This window comes from Chryseobacterium aahli (assembly GCF_022699665.1).
GTDB lineage: Bacteria > Bacteroidota > Bacteroidia > Flavobacteriales > Weeksellaceae > Chryseobacterium > Chryseobacterium aahli.
This window is the reverse complement of the sequence record NZ_JALDNB010000002.1, coordinates 268,889-288,981: the sequence shown is the minus strand read 5'-3', so window position 1 is coordinate 288,981 and position 20,093 is coordinate 268,889. Positions and strand designations below refer to the sequence as shown.

The window sequence follows — 20,093 nt, the reverse complement described above, 5'->3', positions numbered from 1 at the left end:
AATTGAAAAAAAGATCCATATTTTCCAGATTCAACAACTGGTTTATTTTTTCTCTGATGACCTTAGTTGTCATTGCAATTGTTATTGCATCGACTTTGGTGATTAATTACTTAAGAAAGGAGGAAGTGCGAAGAGTTGATATTTTGGTGAGTGCTATAAAATTTCAGCAGGAAGCTACAGCACCAAGTTTGGAAGTTCAGTCATTACTTCTGACAATTTATAGTTCAAATACTTCAATTCCGGTTATTATTTTAGATAAAAATGATCAGATCATCGAGCACAAAAACATTTCAAAAGAATATGATAATAATGATCAGGAGATTGTTTCTTTGGCAAAGCGAATGGCGAAAAAATATCCACCTATTGAACTTGAATTTTCTAATGGTAATAACCAGTTTCTTTATTATGATAACTCAAAGATTCTAAATAATTTACAATATTCTCCCTTCCTTTTAGGTTTCTTTGTACTCTGTTATTTCTTGTTTTCATTTTGGTTTTTAAGAACGGTAAAGAAAACCGATGAAGGTTATCTTTGGGCAGGTTTGGCAAAAGAAACGGCACATCAAATTGGAACTCCATTATCATCAATGATGGGCTGGATGGAAATTATGAAACTTGAAAATCCGGATTCTGACGGTGTACAGGAAATAGAAAAAGACATTGAAAGGTTAAGAACAATCTCTGAAAGATTCTCTAAAATTGGTTCGGTTCCCGAGTTGAATGATATGAATTTTAACGAAACTATTCGGGAGAATTATGATTATTTAAAAACAAGAATTTCAAAGAAAATAAACTTTACACTTTTGCTTCCAACGTACAATATTTTGGTTCCGCACAATAAAATACTGATGAGCTGGGTGATAGAAAATTTAGTTAAAAATGCTGTGGATGCCATGAAAGGTGAAGGTGTTTTGCAAATGTCAGTTTTTGAACGCAACAAAAATATTTTAATAGAAGTAAAAGACAACGGCAGCGGAATGACAAAATATCAGGCTCAAAACGCTTTCAAACCAGGTTATTCAACAAAAAAACGTGGTTGGGGATTAGGTTTAAGCTTAGCCAAAAGAGTAGTGCAGGAATACCACAACGGTGATATAAAAATTTCTCAAACTGAAGTTGGCAAGGGTACGACCTTTAGAATTATTATCAAAAAAGGATAATTTCTTAATTAAATCAATGATACTAAAAGCTGATCACAAGAAGCTAAAAGCAAAAAAAAAATCACTATTTTTGAAGCATGATTAGAGCAAGTAATATCCATAAATCTTATGGTAATCTGGAAGTTTTAAAAGGGGTAGACCTTCACATCAAAGCGGGTGAAGTTGTTTCGATTGTTGGAGAATCCGGAGCCGGAAAATCTACACTTTTACAGATTTTAGGAACTTTAGACAGCCCTTCAAACCCTAAAAACTATCATACAGAAATTGAGCTCAATGGAGAATCATTTATCAACATGAGTGATAAGCAGATTTCGAGGTTCAGAAATCAGAACATAGGTTTTGTATTTCAGTTTCATCAGCTTCTTCCGGAATTTACAGCATTGGAGAATGTTTTAATTCCAACAAAAATTGCAGGAGCCAATGAAAAGGAAGCGATTGAAAAAGCGTATGATTTATTTGAAGATTTGAAAATTGCTCAAAGACTTCATCACAAACCGAATCAGTTGTCGGGTGGTGAAGCGCAAAGAGTAGCTGTGGCAAGAGCTTTAATCAATTCTCCTAAAATTATTTACGCGGATGAGCCGACGGGAAATTTAGACTCAAAAAACGCTGACGATTTACACAGATTGTTTTTTGATTTGAGAGATAAATATAACCAGACTTTTGTAATTGTAACACATAATCCCAATTTAGCTGAAATCACAGACCGAAAATTGGTCATGAAAGACGGACTGATTATAGAATAAGTTTATTACAATTAGCTTTTGCTGATAGCTTTAAATACTACATAAATTTGTAAAAAATTAAACACAATTTCTGATGATGAAACAATTTATTTTCTTGTTTCTTTTTATTATTTCATGTTCCAAAACCCAATCTCAACAGAGTCAGTTGGTTTTGCCGGCAACAAAAATATCAGAAATTAAAGATTTTCTGAAAGGAAAAAATTACAACCAGGAAATTGCCGTTTTTATTAATTTCAAAACGCATTCCGGAAAATACAGATACTTTGTTTACGATTTAAAGAATGATAAATTTTTGCAGAAAGCAATTGTTTCTCACGGTTCTGGTTCTGTAATATCCAGATCAAATGATTTGAAATTTTCTAATGTAGAAGGCTCTTATCAATCTTCTTTGGGAAAATATGAAATCCGTGAAAGTTATGTAGGCAAGTTTGGCAAAGCTTACAGATTACAAGGTCTTGATTCTACCAATAATAATGCAATGCAACGTGCCATCGTTCTTCATTCTTTTGATTGCATTCCAAATCAGGAATCTGAAAATTTAGCTTGTTTAAGTCTTGGCTGTCCCATGTTATCAAAAATTGCCTTTAATCAAACTGCAAAATATATTGACCAATCAAAAAAGCCAATTATTTTATTTGCGTTTTATTAAACCTAAAAATTAATATCTACAACCTAAATCATGTCTATAAAATTTCTTGCCGAAGATGACAGACCCAGAGAAAAGTTTTTACTAAAAGGTAAAAATTCACTTTCTGATTCTGAACTTTTGGCAATCATCATGGGCAGCGGAAGCAGAGATGAAACGGCAGTGGAGTTGTCCAGAAAAATTTTGGCATCGGTTGATAATAATTGGCACCAACTGAGTTTATTGACGATAAAAGATCTAACTAAATTTAAAGGAGTAGGCGAAGTAAAAGCAATTTCTATCGCAACTGCTTTAGAAATAGGAAGACGAAGAGCTTCACAGGAAATTCCCGAAAAACCTCAGATCTCAAGCAGTAAAGATGCTTATCAGATTTTGAAACTTCATTTGGCAGACCTCAGAACAGAAGAGTTTTGGGCAGTTTTTCTAAATCAGAGCAACAAAGTTATCCATATTTCACAGCTCACACAAGGCGGAATCAACCAATCAATTGTGGATATTCGTATTGTTTTTAAAACAGCCTTAGAACATTTTGCTACGGGAATTATCATTTCACATAATCATCCTTCAGGCAATGTAAAACCAAGTGCTGAAGATATCAGTATCACAAAAAAGATAAAGGAAGCAGGAAATCTCATGAACATTCAGCTTCTTGATCATCTCATCATAACCCAAAATTCTTATCTAAGTTTCGCAGACGAAGGCATATTATGATTAGAAGACTGAAATACAACGAAATAGATTTTGAAAAATATACCAATTGCTTAGAAAATTCTGAACAACGAAAATACTCTGCAACAAAAAATTTCTTAGATATTACTTCAGAAAAAAAATGGGAATTGCTGGTTTATAATGATTATGAAGCGGTGATGCCGGTTCCTTATATCAAAAAATTGGGGCTGAAATTTATAATTAATCCAAAACTTTGTCAACAACTTGGAATTTTTTCAAAGAATGACGAAGTATTTATTAATGACCAGTTTTTAGATTTTTTTGAAAACAAATATAGAATTTGGTATTACGCTTTCAATGATTCTAATCAATTTACTCAAACTTTAAAAAGAAGAAAAAATTATCTTATCAATCCCGAAAACTATGAATTGGTAAGGCAAAGATATTCGCCTAAACGGAAAAGAAAATTAAGATTAGATACTGAAATTCTTGAAAATTCAGAGATTCAAAAAATAAATTTCAAAGATGCCGAAAACTTTATCACTGAAAATTCACTGGGTGCTAAAGATGAGAATGATAAAAAGAAATTCATGAAAATATTTTCAGAATTAGAAAAAGCAAAACTTTTGGAAATAGTTGTTTTTATCTACCGAAAGAAAATTATTAATGCTTTGGCATTGTACAGTAACGAAAGTACAGTTGCATTACTTGGAACTTTTAATGATAAAAAATCAGTAAAACTATCTGGATCATCTTTTTTAATAGATTATATTATTTCTAAAAATATTGATTCTAAAACATTTGATTTTGAAGGAAGCGAAATTCCCTCCATTGAAGAATTTTTCACCGGTTTTCGCCCAATTTTGAAAACGTATCCTGTCCTAAGCAATTCCAAAAAAGACTTACTTAAAAATATTTTAAAAATCGGGTAATCTTTTTTAAATATTTTAGCCTTTTACCGCTGTAAAAACAAAATGTTCATCACGCATTATTTTAAAACCAAAAGGTTTCAGATCTTTTTCTAAATCTGATGCGGTATAGGGATTGTGAATTTCTATAATGATATTTTCAACGCTGGATAGCCACGAATTATTTTTACTCAACAAATCAATCTCCCCACCTTCAATATCGATTTTCATTAGATCAATATTTGATAGATTATAAGTTTCTTTCAGACTTTGAATAGAAACTGCTTTTGTTGAAATACCAGTTTCAGAAATTCTCTGATTGTAAGATAATTCATTTCTTGAAAAATTGACAAACCCATCTTCAAAGTATGCTGCGGCATGAATACATTCTATATTTTTAAAGGATTTCGTATTGTTTTTAAGCAGTTCGAAATTTTCTGTAGAAGCTTCTACTGCATATATTTTCGCATCAGGATATTTTAAAGATAAGTAGGTCGATGTAATTCCAATGTGAGCTCCCAAATCAACAATTATTTTAGGTTCTTCCTTTAAAATTGAAAGATGTTCAGCGTAGGTTTTTTTCCAGAAAACTTCGTAGAAAATATCAATATCACCCTTAAAAGTTCTTAGATAGAAAGCGAAACTTTTTTTTGCAACTTTTAAATGATAAACAAAAGTTTCATTGTTATTTAAATCTAAACTCTTCTTTTTAAATCTTGAACTGTATCTCTTAGAATTTATAATCAGTGAAATCCACGATTTTAAACTGTTGGTAATTTTTGAGGTGAAAGCTAATTTTGAGATATAATTATTAAGAGACATTTCTATGATTTTGCGTAATACAGCTGTAAATTTAGTTAAATTTTATTCTTAATAATTATAATTTTACCCGTTGCATGTTTACTTTAAACCGCTGACTCAACTGCATTTATTAAAACTTATTAAAATGGTGGTTAAATAACAAATATTTAGTAATTTTGCTTCCTCAAATTATGACAAATTTTTCAGACTATTTACCGTATGCATTTGCATTGATTGTGGCGATTCCGTTTTTGGTTTTGCTCAGACAATTTGTTTATACGTACATCAATCTAAAAAATCAGGAAATCAAGTTACTTTCTGTAAAATCAAATTCTGAAAATAAAACCCATTCTTACGAAAGAATGACGCTTTTTTTAGAGCGAATGAAACCCTCTAATCTAATTCAGAAATTTGATAAAGATTTAGCGGCTCACGAGTTTGTTTTTTTAACAGAACGTACCATCAATGAAGAGTTTGAATACAATTCGTCTCAACAATTATACTTAACGAAAAATTCATGGCAGAATATTTTTGATTCTAAAATCGCTATCATAGATTTGCTTCACAAAACTTACGAAAGTTTGAATAACAACCCTAATCTTAATGAATTTAAAACCGTTTTCATCATGAATTATATGAATGGAGATGATTACATCGGGGCAACCATTGAAGATTTGAGAAGAGAAATTTTAATAATTGCTTAAACTATAAAAATAAAGATAAATAAATGATTCCAAATTTTAAAGCACATCCGTGGCATGGGATTTCTGCAGGAGAAGATGCGCCAAACGTTGTCAACGTTTTCGTGGAAATTGTTCCTTCAGATACGATTAAATATGAAATTGATAAAGCTACAGGATATTTAAAGGTTGACAGACCTCAGAAATTCTCAAACATCATTCCTGCATTATACGGTTTCGTTCCAAGAACGTACTGTAATGAAGAAGTGATGAAATTAGCTGTAGAAAGTGGAGCAGATGACGTTACAATGGGAGATCATGACCCTTTGGATATCTGTGTTTTGAGTTCTCACAATATTCATTCTGGTGGTTTATTGATGGAAGCTATTCCAATCGGTGGTTTCAAAATGATTGACGGTGGTGAAGCTGATGATAAAATCGTTGCAGTTATGGTAAGCGACCACGCTTTCGGACATTTCAGAGATATCGCTGAACTTCCAGAAGCTGAAGTAAAAAGACTAATGCATTACTTTTTAACGTATAAAAACCTTCCGGACGAGCCTGCAAAATGTAGAATCCAGGAAGTTTACGGAGCAGAACACGCTAGAAAAGTGATTATCGCTTCTCAAAACGATTACGCAAGCAAGTTCGGAGGATAAAATTCTCTAAATGATAAGTTAAAAGAGTAAATGGATTTCATTTGCTCTTTTTTTTGTCTCGATTTTTCAATAATCAATTATAGATTAACAGTAATATTTTTTTTGCGTCTTTTTCCGCCCGTAGTTTATCCTGAGCGAAGTCGAAGGATTCCCGCTTTTTTTTCTTTCATTGCGAACATAGCGAAGTCATCTACTACACATTTTTCACAATCGCAATGCAAGAAAAAAGGGCTCCACTCAGAGGGGCGTGTGCAATTCTACGGGTAAGAAGGATTTCCACAAATGAAAATTCGCCTTTTTCCTGATTATTATTAAAATTTTTTTCACAACTCCTCAACCTGATTTATAGACTTTTAAGGAATTTACATCATTTTTAATTTTATGAATAGATTTATTTGGTATATTTATTATTCTATTACCAAAAAAATATTAAACTATGGATCTATTTTATTTAGTGCCAATTTTTGGTGTTATCGCATTACTCTACACATTTCTCCAAAGCAATTGGGTAACCAAGCAAAACGCAGGAAATGAACGAATGAAAGTCATTAGCGGACACATCGCTGACGGCGCAATGGCTTTTCTGAAAGCCGAATACAAAATCTTAGCTTACTTCGTCGTCATTGTCGCCATTCTTCTGGCTGTCATGGGAACGACGAATTCAAATTCTCACTGGAGCATCAGTATTGCTTTTGTGATTGGTGCCGTATTTTCTGCATTGGCAGGATTTATCGGGATGAAAATCGCAACAAAAGCGAATGTAAGAACCGCAGAAGCCGCAAAAACTTCACTATCGAAAGCATTGAAGGTTTCTTTTGCCGGAGGTTCGGTGATGGGAATGGGAGTTGCCGGATTAGCCGTTTTAGGTTTGGGTTCGCTCTATTTAATTATTAAACAGATCTTCGCTCCCGACGCAATGGTTGATTCTCATGAAATGGAGAGAACCATCGAAATCCTAACCGGATTCTCTTTGGGTGCAGAATCAATCGCTCTTTTTGCAAGAGTTGGAGGTGGAATCTACACAAAAGCAGCCGACGTTGGAGCTGATTTAGTAGGAAAAGTGGAAGCAGGAATCCCTGAAGATGATCCTCGAAATCCGGCAACTATTGCCGATAATGTCGGGGATAATGTAGGAGATGTTGCCGGAATGGGTGCCGATTTATTCGGTTCTTATGTTGCGACAGTTTTAGCGACCATGGTTTTAGGACGTGAAACGATGTCTGAAGATGCGTTCGGAGGTTTTGCACCAATTCTTTTACCGATGTTGATCGCAGGAACAGGAATTATATTTTCAATGATCGGAACGCTATTCGTTAAAATTAATGATGATGAAGATTCTTCTACATCAAGTGTTCAGAATGCTTTAAACCTTGGAAACTGGGGAAGTATTGTTATCACGGCAATCTCATCTTATTTCTTGGTTAATTATTTATTACCTGAAACCATGGTTTTACGTGGTTTAGAATTTACCAAAATGGGAGTATTCGGAGCGATCATAGTTGGTTTGGTTGTTGGTACATTGATGAGTATCATTACAGAATACTATACTGCAATGGGCAAAAGACCGGTTAAAAGTATTGTTAAACAGTCTTCTACAGGTCATGCTACCAATATCATCGGCGGACTTGCCGTGGGAATGGAATCTACTTTTTTACCTATCATTGTTTTGGCGGGAGGAATTTATGGTTCATATTTGTGTGCCGGATTATATGGAGTTGCAATCGCAGCTGCCGGGATGATGGCTACAACAGCAATGCAGCTAGCAATTGATGCATTCGGACCAATTGCCGACAATGCCGGAGGAATAGCCGAAATGAGCGAATTACCAAAAGAAGTTCGTGAGAAAACAGATATTTTAGATGCCGTAGGAAATACAACTGCAGCCACAGGAAAAGGTTTTGCCATTGCTTCAGCAGCATTGACAGCTTTAGCTTTATTCGCAGCTTTTGTAGGCATTGCAGGAATTGATGGCATTGATATCTACAGGGCAGACGTTCTCGCAGGATTATTCGTCGGTGGAATGATTCCGTTTATCTTTTCATCATTGGCAATTACAGCAGTCGGACAAGCTGCAATGGCAATGGTAGAAGAAGTAAGAAGACAATTCAGAGAAATACCAGGAATTTTAGAAGGAAAAGCTGAACCCGAATACGAAAAATGTGTGGCTATTTCTACAGAAGCATCACTCAGAAAAATGATGCTTCCCGGAGCGATTGCGATTATTTCACCACTTTTGATAGGTTTCATTTTTGGGCCTGAAGTTTTAGGTGGATTTTTAGCCGGAGCAACAGTTTGTGGAGTCTTAATGGGAATGTTCCAAAATAATGCAGGTGGTGCTTGGGATAATGCCAAAAAATCATTTGAAAAAGGTGCTAAAATCAATGGAGAGACATACTACAAAGGTTCAGAACCACATAAGGCGTCTGTAACTGGAGACACAGTAGGAGATCCTTTTAAAGATACTTCAGGACCATCGATGAACATTTTAATTAAATTAATGTCAATTGTTTCATTAGTGATTGCGCCAACTTTAGCTATAATGCATAAAGATAAAATTGAAGCAAACCGACAAGCTAAAATTGAAAGCTTAACAGGAATGGCAGGTGTTCATTCAGTAAACCAAAACACTGCAGGTGTGAACGCTGTAGTTGTCCCACAAGAAATAATGGGTCAGCTTAACGAAAATGGTGATTTTGTTTACAATACAGGAGCCATCCAGGAAGTTAAACTAAAAGGAGGGAAAACCATTTCTTTAGGAAATCAAAGTCAGCTTTATGTAATGTATGATCAGATTAAAAATAACAAGCAGACAGTTTTAGATCCAAATTCTTGGTACACGATTGAAAACTTATATTTTGAAACGGGTTCAAGTGATTTAAAAGCAGGTTCAGAAGCACAACTGATGAATTTAGCAGAAATTTTAACAGCTTATCCAAATCTTAAAATAAAATTGGGAGGCTACACAGATAATTCAGGAAGTGAAGATGCTAATAAACAGTTATCTAACCTAAGAGCGCAAACCGCAAAGCTTAAATTACTAGAATTGGGAATTGCTGCAGACAGAGTAGAAGCCGAAGGTTACGGTTCACAATATCCTATTTGTGAAGCCAATGACACCGATGAATGTATGGCAAAAAACAGAAGGATTGATGTAAGAGTTTTGTCTTTATAATTAAAATCAACAATTAAATAAAATGAAACACCGCAATTTATATGCGGTGTTTTTTTATCTGTGAAAATCTGGGTGATCTGCGGGAATCTTTATAAATTCTTTCTCAAATGCTCCAAAGCCTGAATAATCACATCATCTTTTTTAGCAAAACTAAATCTTATGTAATCTGAATCTTGTTTTGAATTGTAAAACGCAGAAAGAGGCAGACACGAAACTTTTTTCTCCACAGTCAGCCATTTTGAAAACTCCACATCGGTCATGGTTTTTGAAACGTTTCTGAAATTCACTAATTGAAAAAAGCCACCTTCAGATTTTTGTTCAATTTGGAGCGAAGTATCTTTAATCATTTCATTAAAAATATCTCTTTTATTCTGCATGATTTTTTGATTGTCAGACGGATCAAAAACCTCTAAATATTTTGCAATGGCATACTGGCAAGGTGCATTTGAACTGTAAGAAATATATTGCTGGTGGCACCTGAAATTATCAAGCAATTCTTCTGATGCTAAAAGATAACTGACTTTCCAGCCGGTTGCATGAAACATTTTACCAAAAGAAAAAATAGAGAATGTTCTTTTCTTAAGTTCAGAATGAAGAAACGGACTGTAATAAGCAATTTCATCATAACAATAAATATCATAAATTTCTTCTGAAATCAAATAAATCTCCTGATTTTTAATCAACTGATAAAGTTGTTCCCAATCAGGCGCCGTCCACGTTTTTCCTGTAGGATTCTGCGGAGAATTAATGATGATTGCTTTTGTCTTCTCTGAAATGCAATTTTGAAGTTTCCCCCAATTTATAGCAAAATCATTATCAAGATCATAATATACAGGAACTCCTCCATTGAGGACAATAGACGGAGCATAAGTATAGTAAGATGGCTGGATCACAATCACTTCGTCACCAAGATTCAATATAGATTTTAATGAAGTATAAAGAGCAAAAGTAGAACAGGGAACTATATTAACTTCCTCTTTTTTTAATGCTAAACTGTTCGTTCTTTTTAAATTAAACTTAATGATATTTTCTATAAGCAAAGGACTTCCTGAGAGGGATTCATAGCTGTGACTGATGATATCGGCTGATTCTTTGAGATAAAGGCGTAAGCGAGGGTCAATCTCAAAATCGGGTAGGCCTAATGATAAATCATAACTTTGATGTCTTGAAGCAAGTTCAGACATTTCGGTGAAAAATTTAAAATCATTAAATCCGTAATTTTTTTTCATCTAGTTGATCAAATTTATAAAATTGATTCTTAGTTAAAGTTAAATTATTTTTATTATTTTTAGAAAAATAATTTACGAATGAAAAAATTTCTGATTCCTATATTGTCTATCGTTATTTTATCAAGCTGTGGAACTTCTAAAGTTGCCACAAATGGTCAAAATACATCGAACTCAGCCAGTTCAAGTTCGTCTAAAACTGACAAAGCATTTCAATCTGCCTATCAAAACATTAAGCTTGAAGATTTAAAGAAAAATCTTTATGTAATCGCATCAGATGAAATGGGCGGTCGAGATACAGGAAGTCCGGGTCAGAAGAAAGCGGGAGAGTATATGATTAATTATTATAAAAGTCTCGGGATCTCATTTCCAAAAACTTTGGGCTCATACTACCAGAAAGTTCCTTCGGAATATATGAAAAAAAGAGGTGGTGAAGACTTACCTGATTCAGAAAATATTTTAGCATTTATTGAAGGAAGCGAAAAGCCTGAAGAAATCATCGTAGTTTCTGCACATTATGATCACGTAGGAACACAAAATGGTGTTGTTTATAATGGTGCAGACGACGATGGAAGCGGAACGGTTGCCGTAATGGAAATCGCAAAAGCTTTTCAAAGTGCTAAAAAAGCTGGAAACGGACCCAAAAGATCTATCTTATTTCTTCATGTAACCGGTGAAGAGCACGGACTTTTCGGTTCTGAGTATTACTCTGATAACCCGGTTTTTCCTTTAGCGAATACGGTTGTTGATTTAAATATCGATATGATTGGCCGTGATGATCCTGAAAACAGAGGCAAAAATTATGTTTATGTAATTGGATCTGAAATGCTAAGCTCTGAGCTAAAAGTTATTAATGAAGCCGCAAACAAAAAGACAGTCAATTTAGAATTGAATTATAAATACGATGACCCGAAAGATCCACAAAGATTGTATTACAGATCAGATCATTACAATTTTGCTAAAAACAATATTCCGGTAGCATTTTATTTTGACGGAATTCATGAAGATTATCATAAACCAACGGACGACGTTGAAAAAATAGACTATTCTATGTTGCAAAAGAGAACACAATTGGTTTTTGCTACGGCTTGGGAAATTGCCAACAGAGAAGCAAGAATTGTGGTTGATAAAAAATAATTTAAACTCAATATTTACACTAAAAACCTATAAGAATTTCTTGTAGGTTTTTTAAACTTAAATTTAAATGATTATACGAGAAGCCAATATTGAAGATATTCCACAGATACAGATGGTAAGAAATGCTGTGAAAGAAAACACATTGTCTGATCCCAATCTGGTTACCAATCAGGATTGCGAAGAATTTCTGACAGTAAGAGGCAAAGGCTGGGTTTGCGAAATTGACAATCTGATTGTAGGATTTTCGATTGTAGATTTAAAAGAAAATAATATCTGGGCATTATTTCTTCATCCCGATTTTGAAAATAAGGGAATTGGCAGGAAATTACACAATGTAATGCTCGATTGGTATTTCTCTAAAACAAGTGAAACCGTTTGGCTGGGTACATCACCCAAAACGAGAGCAGAAATCTTTTACAGAAAATCTGGCTGGCAAGAAACTGGAATGCACGGCAAAGAAATTAAATTTGAAATGACTTTTGATAATTGGAAAAATAAAAGGAAATAAAATGAAACAAAATATAAAATCAATCCGACCATTTATAGGAGCAAAAAACTTTGAAGAAAGCAGAGCATTTTACAGAGATTTAGGTTTTGAAGAAGTAGTTCTAGAAAACAATTTTTCGGTGTTTAAAAAAGAGGAAATCGCTTTTTATCTTCAGGATTACTATGCAAAAGAGTGGATTGAAAACACCATGATTTTCATCGAGGTGGAAAATACTGATGAGTTCTACAAAGAACTTTTATCACTCAATTTACCCGAAAAATATGCAAGCTCAAAGCTATCTCCAATTCGCACAATGGATTGGGGGAAAGAATGTTTTCTTCATGATCCGGCAGGTATTTTATGGCATTTTGGAGAGTTTTTCAATAGAGATTAAATCATGATTTACGCATTTGATACTTATTACTACGAAGACTTTGCAAAGACCGTCTGTATAGCTTTTGAAGACTGGAGTTCAGAACAAGAGAATGAAATCTTTAATGAAAAAACAAAAATTACCGCAGAGTACGAAAGCGGTGCGTTTTACAAAAGAGAACTTCCCTGCATTCTAAGTTTATTAGAAAAAATTCCATTAAAATCTAATGATATCATCATTGTCGACGGTTATGTTACCTTAAATGATGAAGGGAAAATTGGTTTGGGTGGTTATCTTTTTGAGGCCCTGAACAGAAAATTTCCTGTCGTTGGAATTGCCAAAAACGGATTTTCTTCTCCCGATTCAAAGAGGAGGGAAGTTTTCCGGGGAGAAAGCAAGACGCCCTTGTTTCTAACCTCAATCGGAATCGACGTTGATGAAGTACAAAAAAAGGTTGAGAAAATGCATGGTAATTTTAGATTTCCGACCTTATTAAAAAAACTTGACCAACTGACGAGAGAAGAATAATATTTTAATTTTAGGGTTTATAATTTTTATAAAAAGTTTGATTTATTTGTCTTAAATTTTATTTTTGTGAAAAATAAATACAAATGAAGAAAATAATTACAACAACTTGTCTGTGTCTTTCTGTTTTTGCTTTTTCGCAGAAATATTATAGTAAGATTAGCGATACAAAGATAAATCACGAAAGACTCGAAATTAGCAAGAATTTTATAGATACTTATTTGAATAAATGTGAAAATAGTGATTTTACAAAATTTGATCAATTCACATTAAGTAAAAGACTTGAAAAATTCTTTTTAAACGAAATCGAAAAATCATGCAAAAAGTCGGTTGAAATGTATGGCAAATTGAAGGTTATTAATTTCAATTCTGCTTATCTGAATAAATATACCAAAAACTTTGATCCATTAGATTTGTATATTTTTGATGTACAATCAGAGAAATTACCGGATATAAAATACATCAGTGTTTGGGTTTATCATGATCAGAATGTGGTTTCCGGAATTTGGATTTCAAAAGAAAAACCTTTAGGTAAATCTAAACCGAAAGATGATGACAAAAAAGAATCTGCCCTTTAGAGGCAGATTCAGTAGATAGATCTCATTTTTTTTAATTAGACAACAAAAAAAAAGCACAGCCGACGATGCTGTGCTTTAAATTTATTTCAAATTTAATTGCAATTCCGAAAACGAAGAGAGCAAAAATTGATTTCATTTCAGTTTTATTACATAGTAAATGTAAGAATATTTTTAATACGCAATAACAATTTAATGTTAAAATTAACAACTTATCCACATTTTTTTTGTGGATAAGTTTAAAATCTGCTTTCTTAGGGCATTTCAAAATATGATTCCCAATATTTCTTTTGAATTTACTTTATGATTATCATATTCAGTTTTAAAAGACTATATTTGGTTCATTAATATCTCTTTATAAATATTACAATTTTATTCAAGCGCATTTTATATGTCTTGAAATTTTAAGGTTCAAATTCTCTGAACCCAAATAATCTATTATATTAAAATTGAAAGGTAAAAGCAGATTGCTATTTATGACTTTGCTATTGCCACAAATAAAGAAATCATTATGAAAACAAATAGAATTGCCGTAATCGGCGGAACGGGAAAATCAGGAAAATATCTTGTTCAGCAACTTCTGGAAAAAGGGTATCCAATCAAACTATTACTTCGAAATCCCGAAAATTTCACCTTAGAAAATCCTTTGATCGAAATTGTAAAAGGTGATGCACGAGATTTTGAGGCGGTAGACAATCTTATCAAAGATTGCAGTGCTGTGATTAGTAAAATTGGTCAGCCGGTTGGTGAACAATCAATCTTTACTGATGCTACAAAAAATGTGATACAGTCGATGAATTCACATGGGATTACAAGATATATTGCTATTACAGGTCTGAACGTTGATACTCCACTTGATCATAAAAACGATAAGGTAAAAATTGCAACCAACTGGATGTATGAAAATTATCCAAAAATAACAAAAGACAAACAGGATGAATATGAGATTCTTGTGAGCTCTAATCTAGATTGGACTTTGGTAAGACTTCCGTTGATCATCCCGACTTGCGAGTCTTTTTCTACAGAAACGAATTTAGAAGATTGTAAAGGTGAGAAAATCAGTGCTACAGATTTGTCAGAATTTTTAGTTTCTCAGATTGAGGATAAAACTTTTATTAAACAAAGTCCGTTTTTGTATAATGTTTAATTTTTTTAAAACCCAAAATTCACTAATTTTTTCACAAATAAAACAATATAAAATCATTAATTTTAGTAATTGTCAAATTTGTGATATTAGTGTTTAAATCAAATACAAATAGAGCGTCAAATTGACGCTCTATTTGTATTTTACTGTTCCAGCTTTTCTTTAATATATTTTGCTGTATGCGATTTTTTATTTTTAGCTAAATCCTCCGGCGTTCCGGCGAAAACTACTTCTCCGCCGTATTTTCCAGCTTCCGGACCGATGTCGATAATGTGGTCGGCAGATTTCATAATATCGGGTTGATGTTCAATGACGATTACTGAATGTCCAAGGTCGATTAAAGCCTGAAGCGATTTTAACAATTTCTGAATATCATGAAAATGTAATCCCGTTGAAGGTTCATCAAAAATAAATAAGGTTTTGTCAGTCGTCACCCCTTTCACAAGGAAGGAAGCCAACTTCACACGCTGCGCCTCACCTCCGGAAAGGGTAGACGAGCTTTGTCCCAACTGCAAATATCCTAAGCCAACTTCTTGAAGCGGAGTCAGTTTTGTGACGATTTTATCTTCTTTATTATCTTTAAAAAACGTCAGCGCTTCATCAACCGTCATGTGAAGAATATCCGAAATGTTTTTTTCGTCAAATCTCACTTCAAGAATCTCGTTTTTGAAACGTGTTCCTTTACAGACTTCACATTCAAGTTCGATATCAGCCATAAACTGCATTGAAACATTGATCACCCCTTCACCTTTACATTCGTCACATCTTCCGCCATCAACGTTGAAAGAAAAATGTTTCGGCTTGTAACCCATCATTTTAGAAACTTTCTGTTTAGAATATAAATCTCTGATATCGTCATACGCTTTCAGATACGTCACAGGATTGGAACGTGATGATTTTCCGATAGGATTTTGATCGATTAATTCAATATGCTTAACCAGTTTTATCGGGAATTCCACAGAATCATAATCACCTTTTTTTCCGCCCATACCAAGCTGAATCTGAATGTCATTCGTGAGGATTTCTTTCATCAAAGTAGATTTTCCGCTTCCGGAAACTCCTGAAATCACCACCAGACTTTCTAAAGGTACATCAACATCAATATTTTTAAGATTATTGGTTCTGGCACCTTTTATATGAATAAATTCTTTTGCTTTTCTGCGTTTCTCCGGAACTTTTATTTCTAATCTTCCTGTAAGATATTTTGAAGTCAGCGTATCTGCATCTTTCAATTCTTTATAATCTCCTGCGAAAACCAATTCACCACCCAAATAACCCGCTTCCGGGCCAATATCGATAATGTAATCTGCGGCTCTCATCACATCTTCATCATGCTCTACAACGATTACGGTATTTCCTAAATCTCGAAGATTTTTTAAAACTCCAATCAGATTTTCAGTATCACGAGAGTGTAAGCCGATTGAGGGCTCATCTAAAATATAAATAGAACCTACCAAAGAACTTCCCAAACTTGTGGCAAGGTTAATTCTCTGACTTTCCCCACCGGAAAGCGTATTGGATGTTCTGTTAATTGATAAATATCCTAAACCGACTTTCAGTAAAAACTCAAGTCGGGTAGTGATCTCGTACAATAATCTTTTCGCAACATCTTTATCATGTTGAGACAATTGTAAGCTGTTAATCATTGGCGACAATTCATCCAAAGGAAGCTCAATCATCGACTGAATATTGTGACCGTCAATTTTCACCCAAGTCGTTTCTTCACGCAAACGAAGGCCTTCACAAGTCGGGCAAAGCGTTTTCCCACGATAACGGGAAAGCATGACACGGTATTGGATTTTATATAAATTTTCTTCAAGCATTGCGAAGAAATTATTCAGAGAAGGAAACGTTTTGCTTCCGTCACCTTTCCAAAGGTAATTTTTCTGCTCTTTGGTTAATTGATGATAAGGCTTATGAATAGGGAAGTCTTTCGCTTTTTTAATGAAATCTTTCTTCCATTCGCTCATCGTTTCACCTTTCCATGAAGCGATAGCATCTTCAAAAACAGACAAAGCTTTATTTGGAATGACTAAATCTTCATCAATACCAATTACTTTACCGTAACCTTCACAGGTCGGACAAGCACCATAAGGATTATTAAAACTGAAAAAATGAACGTTTGGTTCAAGGAATTCCAATCCGTCAAGCTCAAATTTGTTAGAGAACTCTTTACTTTCTGCTGTTTCAATGTTCTTTAATGAACAATATCCACGACCTTCGTAAAAAGCCATTTGGATGGAATCTGCCAAACGCTGAAGAAAACTTTCATCATCTTCATAAGAAAAACGGTCGATGACCAAATTGATCACCATTCCTTTTTCAGGCGCAAACCCGAAGCTTTCCAAATCTTCAATTCCTGCAACATTTCCGTTTACTTCCAATCTTGTGAAACCTGCAAGCTTTAAAATATTTAAATTTTCAGTAAAATTTTCAATATCATATTCCAAAGGAGCGGTTAAGAGAAATGAGGTGTCGCTTTTTGCTGATTTAATGTAATCAATCACATCAGAAACCGAATCTTTTTTCACTTCATCGCCGGAAACAGGAGAAAAAGTTCTACCAATTCTTGCAAAAAGAAGCTTCATATAATCGTAAATTTCTGTAGAAGTTCCTACCGTAGAACGCGGATTTGAAGAAATCACTTTCTGCTGAATCGCAATCGAAGGTGCTAAACCTTTGATATCATCAACTTTAGGTTTTTCTAGTTTCCCTAAAAACTGACGGGCGTAAGAACTCAAACTTTCCACATAACGTCTTTGTCCCTCAGCATAAATCGTGTCAAAAGCCAAAGAAGATTTTCCGCTTCCGGAAACCCCTGTGATGACGATTAATTTATTTTTCGGAATTAATACATCGATGTGCTTCAGGTTGTTAAGGTGTGCATTTTTAACGAAAACCTGTTTTTTTATATCTATTTCTGTAATTGGAGCCATAGTAAAATTAAGACCAACAAAAATACGAAATTTTGACGGATTTAATTAAAATAAATAGACTGTAAATAAAGCATATTTCATAATAAAAATTTAAAATTCGCTTCTAAAAATACTTTAGAAAAAAGATATTCTCTCAATATGATATTTTTAGAATTAATAACACTTTACTATTGTTTGATATATATTTTTATTGTAAAATTGTACCATTAAATTAGTGTTAAAATGAGAGAGTTTTTCAGACATTTGTATACACATTTAATGAGAAAAAGATAATTTACTTTTTAAAATTCCCTTTAAAGATGCACATTGCGGCATCTTTTTTCATGATATCTATCATTTGTTACTTAGATAAAGTCTCCTAATTTTGAAGGCTGCAAAATAAACTAAAAGTAAAAATGAACAAACAACTACTCGCAGTTTTTTTCCTGGCCGGGATATACAGTATCAACGCTCAGGAAAAAACAACCGAAATTGATTCAATAGAAATTCAGGGAAAATTCATTTCAACTCCATATAAAAATGCCAACCAAAATATTTCTGTTATTACAAAAGCAGATATTTTAAATTCCCCGGCGACCAGTATCGACGAAATCCTTCAGCAAATTCCGGGAATGGATATCAGAAGGAGAGGTGCAAATGGCGTACAAAGTGATATTGGCTTCCGTGGAAGTTCGTTTGAGCAGGTTCTTTTACTTCTTAACGGAATAAGAATGAATGATTCTCAGACCGGTCACAACTCGATGAATGTTCCGGTAGATTTGGAAGATGTTGAAAGAATTGAAATCATCAAAGGTCCTGCAGCAAGACGTTTCGGGCAGAATGCTTATGCTGGAGCCATCAATATCATCACGAAAGCCAACCCAGGAAAAAGAGTGAAAATAAGAGCTGAAGGTGGCGATTACGAAACATATGGACTTGGTTTGAATGCTAATTTTGGAAATGATAAGTTTTCAAATTTATTGCAGGCAAATTCAAATTCTTCGCAAGGCTACAGACACAATACAGATTTTGAAATGAAGAATGTTTTCTATCAGAATCAATTAAAAATAAAAGACGGAAGTATAAGATTACAAGCCGGTATTTCAGAGAAAAAATTCGGGGCAAACGGTTTTTATTCTTCACCCAATGCTACTGAACAATACGAAGAACTTCAGGCTTCTATCGTAAGTTTGTCTCATCAGCAAAGCTTTGGTAAGTTTAAATTAAACTCGAATGTATATTGGAGAAGAGGGCAGGATATGTATCTTTTCAACAGAGAAAAGCCTGAGATTTACAGAAATATGCACATCGGAAACAATGTGGGTGGAGAAGTAAATTCAAGCTATACTTCAAATTTGGGAACCACCGGTTTGGGCGTTGAGTTGAGAAAAGAGTTTTTGGCTAGTAATAATTTAGGCCACAGAGAACGATTTGTTTCTCAGGTTTTCTTTGAACATCATTTTTCGTTATTAGATAAAAAACTGAACATCACACCGGGAATTTCCTGGGCTAATTATTCTAACGAAGGAAACTTCTTTTATCCTGGATTAGATGTTGGATATTCTTTTTACGAGAACAACAAAATATACGGAAATATCTCAAAAGTACACCGTGTACCAACTTTCACAGACCTATATTATACCAGCAAAACAGAACAGGGAAATGAAAATTTACTCCCTGAAAGTGCAGTTTATGCAGAAGTTGGGTATCAATATCAGAACAAAAATATCTTAGGAAAAGTAAGTGGTTTCTACAGAGGCTCATCGGATGCTATCGATTGGGTAAAAAACTCTTTACAAGATCCTATCTGGTATGCAAAGAATGTCGGTGATACAGAAATTAAAGGTATTGAAGCTGAATTGAGTCATCAGATTTTCGATTGGATGAAATATACTGTGGGTTACACTTATTTAGATAATAAATTTAAAGAATTCAATGATGGTTTTTCCAGATATGTTCTTGATAATCTGAAACATCAGGTTGTCGCAAAATTACAGACCAAATTCTTAAAATACTTTACGAACGAATTGGTTTACAGATATAATGACCGAGTAAATCTTGGAAGTTACAACCTTTTGGATGAGAAATTAAGCTTTAATAAAAATGATTTTTCTGTTTACGTTTTGGTGAATAATGTTACAGATTCAAAATATACAGAAACTTTTGGCGTACCGATGCCTCAAAGGTGGTTTCACCTTGGTTTCACTTACAATATTAATATTAAGTAAACTTAACATTACGGCATTGTTAAATCATTTACTTTTGCAAAA

At 33.8% G+C, this 20,093-nt stretch carries 18 protein-coding genes; 15 read left to right on the top strand and 3 right to left on the bottom strand.

The features are described from left to right. Positions 1-2: 2 nt before the first annotated feature. The 5 genes from MQX03_RS03660 (at position 3) to MQX03_RS03640 (ending at position 4,153) form a co-directional block, all read left to right on the top strand. Positions 3-1,160 (top strand): sensor histidine kinase, encoded by a 1,158-nt coding sequence (locus MQX03_RS03660; RefSeq protein WP_242801589.1) that lies wholly within the window; start codon positions 3-5, stop codon positions 1,158-1,160. 77 nt (positions 1,161-1,237) lie between these two features. Then, positions 1,238-1,906: an ABC transporter ATP-binding protein gene (locus MQX03_RS03655; protein WP_129533709.1), complete on the top strand. Its 669-nt coding sequence runs from the start codon at positions 1,238-1,240 to the stop codon at positions 1,904-1,906. A gap of 73 nt (positions 1,907-1,979) precedes the next feature. Continuing rightward, on the top strand, positions 1,980-2,555 hold the full coding sequence (locus tag MQX03_RS03650) for a murein L,D-transpeptidase catalytic domain-containing protein (protein WP_242801587.1): 576 nt from the start codon (positions 1,980-1,982) through the stop codon (positions 2,553-2,555). A 30-nt stretch (positions 2,556-2,585) separates the two neighbouring features. After that, complete coding sequence (gene radC, locus MQX03_RS03645; RefSeq protein WP_242801586.1) at positions 2,586-3,263, top strand: RadC family protein; 678 nt, start codon at positions 2,586-2,588, stop codon at positions 3,261-3,263. Further along, positions 3,260-4,153, top strand: coding sequence for a hypothetical protein (locus MQX03_RS03640; RefSeq protein ID WP_242801585.1), 894 nt, complete (start codon positions 3,260-3,262; stop codon positions 4,151-4,153). The genes radC and MQX03_RS03640 overlap by 4 nt, the downstream gene beginning before the upstream one ends. Positions 4,154-4,168: 15 nt before the next feature. Here MQX03_RS03640 and MQX03_RS03635 read toward each other — a convergent pair whose 3' ends face one another. Continuing rightward, the gene (locus MQX03_RS03635; protein ID WP_242801584.1) at positions 4,169-4,951 is read right to left on the bottom strand and encodes an FkbM family methyltransferase; all 783 of its coding nucleotides are present in this window, start codon (positions 4,949-4,951) and stop codon (positions 4,169-4,171) included. Positions 4,952-5,121: 170 nt separating this feature from the next. Between MQX03_RS03635 and MQX03_RS03630 the strand changes: the two genes are divergently transcribed. The 3 genes from MQX03_RS03630 (at position 5,122) to MQX03_RS03620 (ending at position 9,441) form a co-directional block, all read left to right on the top strand. After that, positions 5,122-5,634 (top strand): DUF7935 family protein, encoded by a 513-nt coding sequence (locus MQX03_RS03630; RefSeq protein WP_242801583.1) that lies wholly within the window; start codon positions 5,122-5,124, stop codon positions 5,632-5,634. Between the two features lie 23 nt (positions 5,635-5,657). Continuing rightward, positions 5,658-6,269: an inorganic pyrophosphatase gene (locus MQX03_RS03625; protein ID WP_129533703.1), complete on the top strand. Its 612-nt coding sequence runs from the start codon at positions 5,658-5,660 to the stop codon at positions 6,267-6,269. A 436-nt stretch (positions 6,270-6,705) separates the two neighbouring features. After that, complete coding sequence (locus MQX03_RS03620) at positions 6,706-9,441, top strand: sodium-translocating pyrophosphatase (RefSeq protein WP_242801582.1); 2,736 nt, start codon at positions 6,706-6,708, stop codon at positions 9,439-9,441. Between the two features lie 89 nt (positions 9,442-9,530). Here the strand turns inward: MQX03_RS03620 and MQX03_RS03615 are convergent, their stop codons facing one another. Then, positions 9,531-10,670 carry an aminotransferase class I/II-fold pyridoxal phosphate-dependent enzyme gene (locus MQX03_RS03615; protein WP_242801581.1) on the bottom strand — a complete coding sequence of 380 codons (1,140 nt, stop codon included), beginning with the start codon at positions 10,668-10,670 and terminating at the stop codon, positions 9,531-9,533. A 78-nt stretch (positions 10,671-10,748) separates the two neighbouring features. On the opposite strand from MQX03_RS03615, the gene MQX03_RS03610 reads away from it, so the two are divergent. The 6 genes from MQX03_RS03610 to MQX03_RS03585 all read left to right on the top strand — a co-directional run bounded on the left by MQX03_RS03610 (position 10,749) and on the right by MQX03_RS03585 (position 14,911). Further along, on the top strand, positions 10,749-11,804 hold the full coding sequence (locus MQX03_RS03610) for a M28 family metallopeptidase (protein ID WP_242801579.1): 1,056 nt from the start codon (positions 10,749-10,751) through the stop codon (positions 11,802-11,804). Positions 11,805-11,871: 67 nt separating this feature from the next. After that, a complete protein-coding gene (locus tag MQX03_RS03605) occupies positions 11,872-12,312 on the top strand; it encodes a GNAT family N-acetyltransferase (RefSeq protein ID WP_242801578.1) in 441 nt (146 codons plus the stop codon). A gap of 1 nt (position 12,313) precedes the next feature. Next, positions 12,314-12,685, top strand: coding sequence for a VOC family protein (locus MQX03_RS03600; RefSeq protein ID WP_242801576.1), 372 nt, complete (start codon positions 12,314-12,316; stop codon positions 12,683-12,685). 3 nt (positions 12,686-12,688) lie between these two features. After that, positions 12,689-13,192: an endonuclease V gene (locus tag MQX03_RS03595; protein ID WP_242801574.1), complete on the top strand. Its 504-nt coding sequence runs from the start codon at positions 12,689-12,691 to the stop codon at positions 13,190-13,192. 83 nt (positions 13,193-13,275) lie between these two features. Further along, on the top strand, positions 13,276-13,767 hold the full coding sequence (locus tag MQX03_RS03590; RefSeq protein ID WP_242801573.1) for a hypothetical protein: 492 nt from the start codon (positions 13,276-13,278) through the stop codon (positions 13,765-13,767). A gap of 508 nt (positions 13,768-14,275) precedes the next feature. Next, positions 14,276-14,911, top strand: a complete 636-nt coding sequence (locus tag MQX03_RS03585) for an NAD(P)-dependent oxidoreductase (protein WP_242801572.1) — start codon at positions 14,276-14,278, stop codon at positions 14,909-14,911. A gap of 140 nt (positions 14,912-15,051) precedes the next feature. Here the strand turns inward: MQX03_RS03585 and uvrA are convergent, their stop codons facing one another. Next, positions 15,052-17,844: an excinuclease ABC subunit UvrA gene (uvrA, locus tag MQX03_RS03580; protein WP_242801570.1), complete on the bottom strand. Its 2,793-nt coding sequence runs from the start codon at positions 17,842-17,844 to the stop codon at positions 15,052-15,054. 395 nt (positions 17,845-18,239) lie between these two features. On the opposite strand from uvrA, the gene MQX03_RS03575 reads away from it, so the two are divergent. After that, positions 18,240-20,051: a TonB-dependent receptor plug domain-containing protein gene (locus MQX03_RS03575; protein ID WP_242801569.1), complete on the top strand. Its 1,812-nt coding sequence runs from the start codon at positions 18,240-18,242 to the stop codon at positions 20,049-20,051. Positions 20,052-20,093 lie beyond the last annotated feature (42 nt).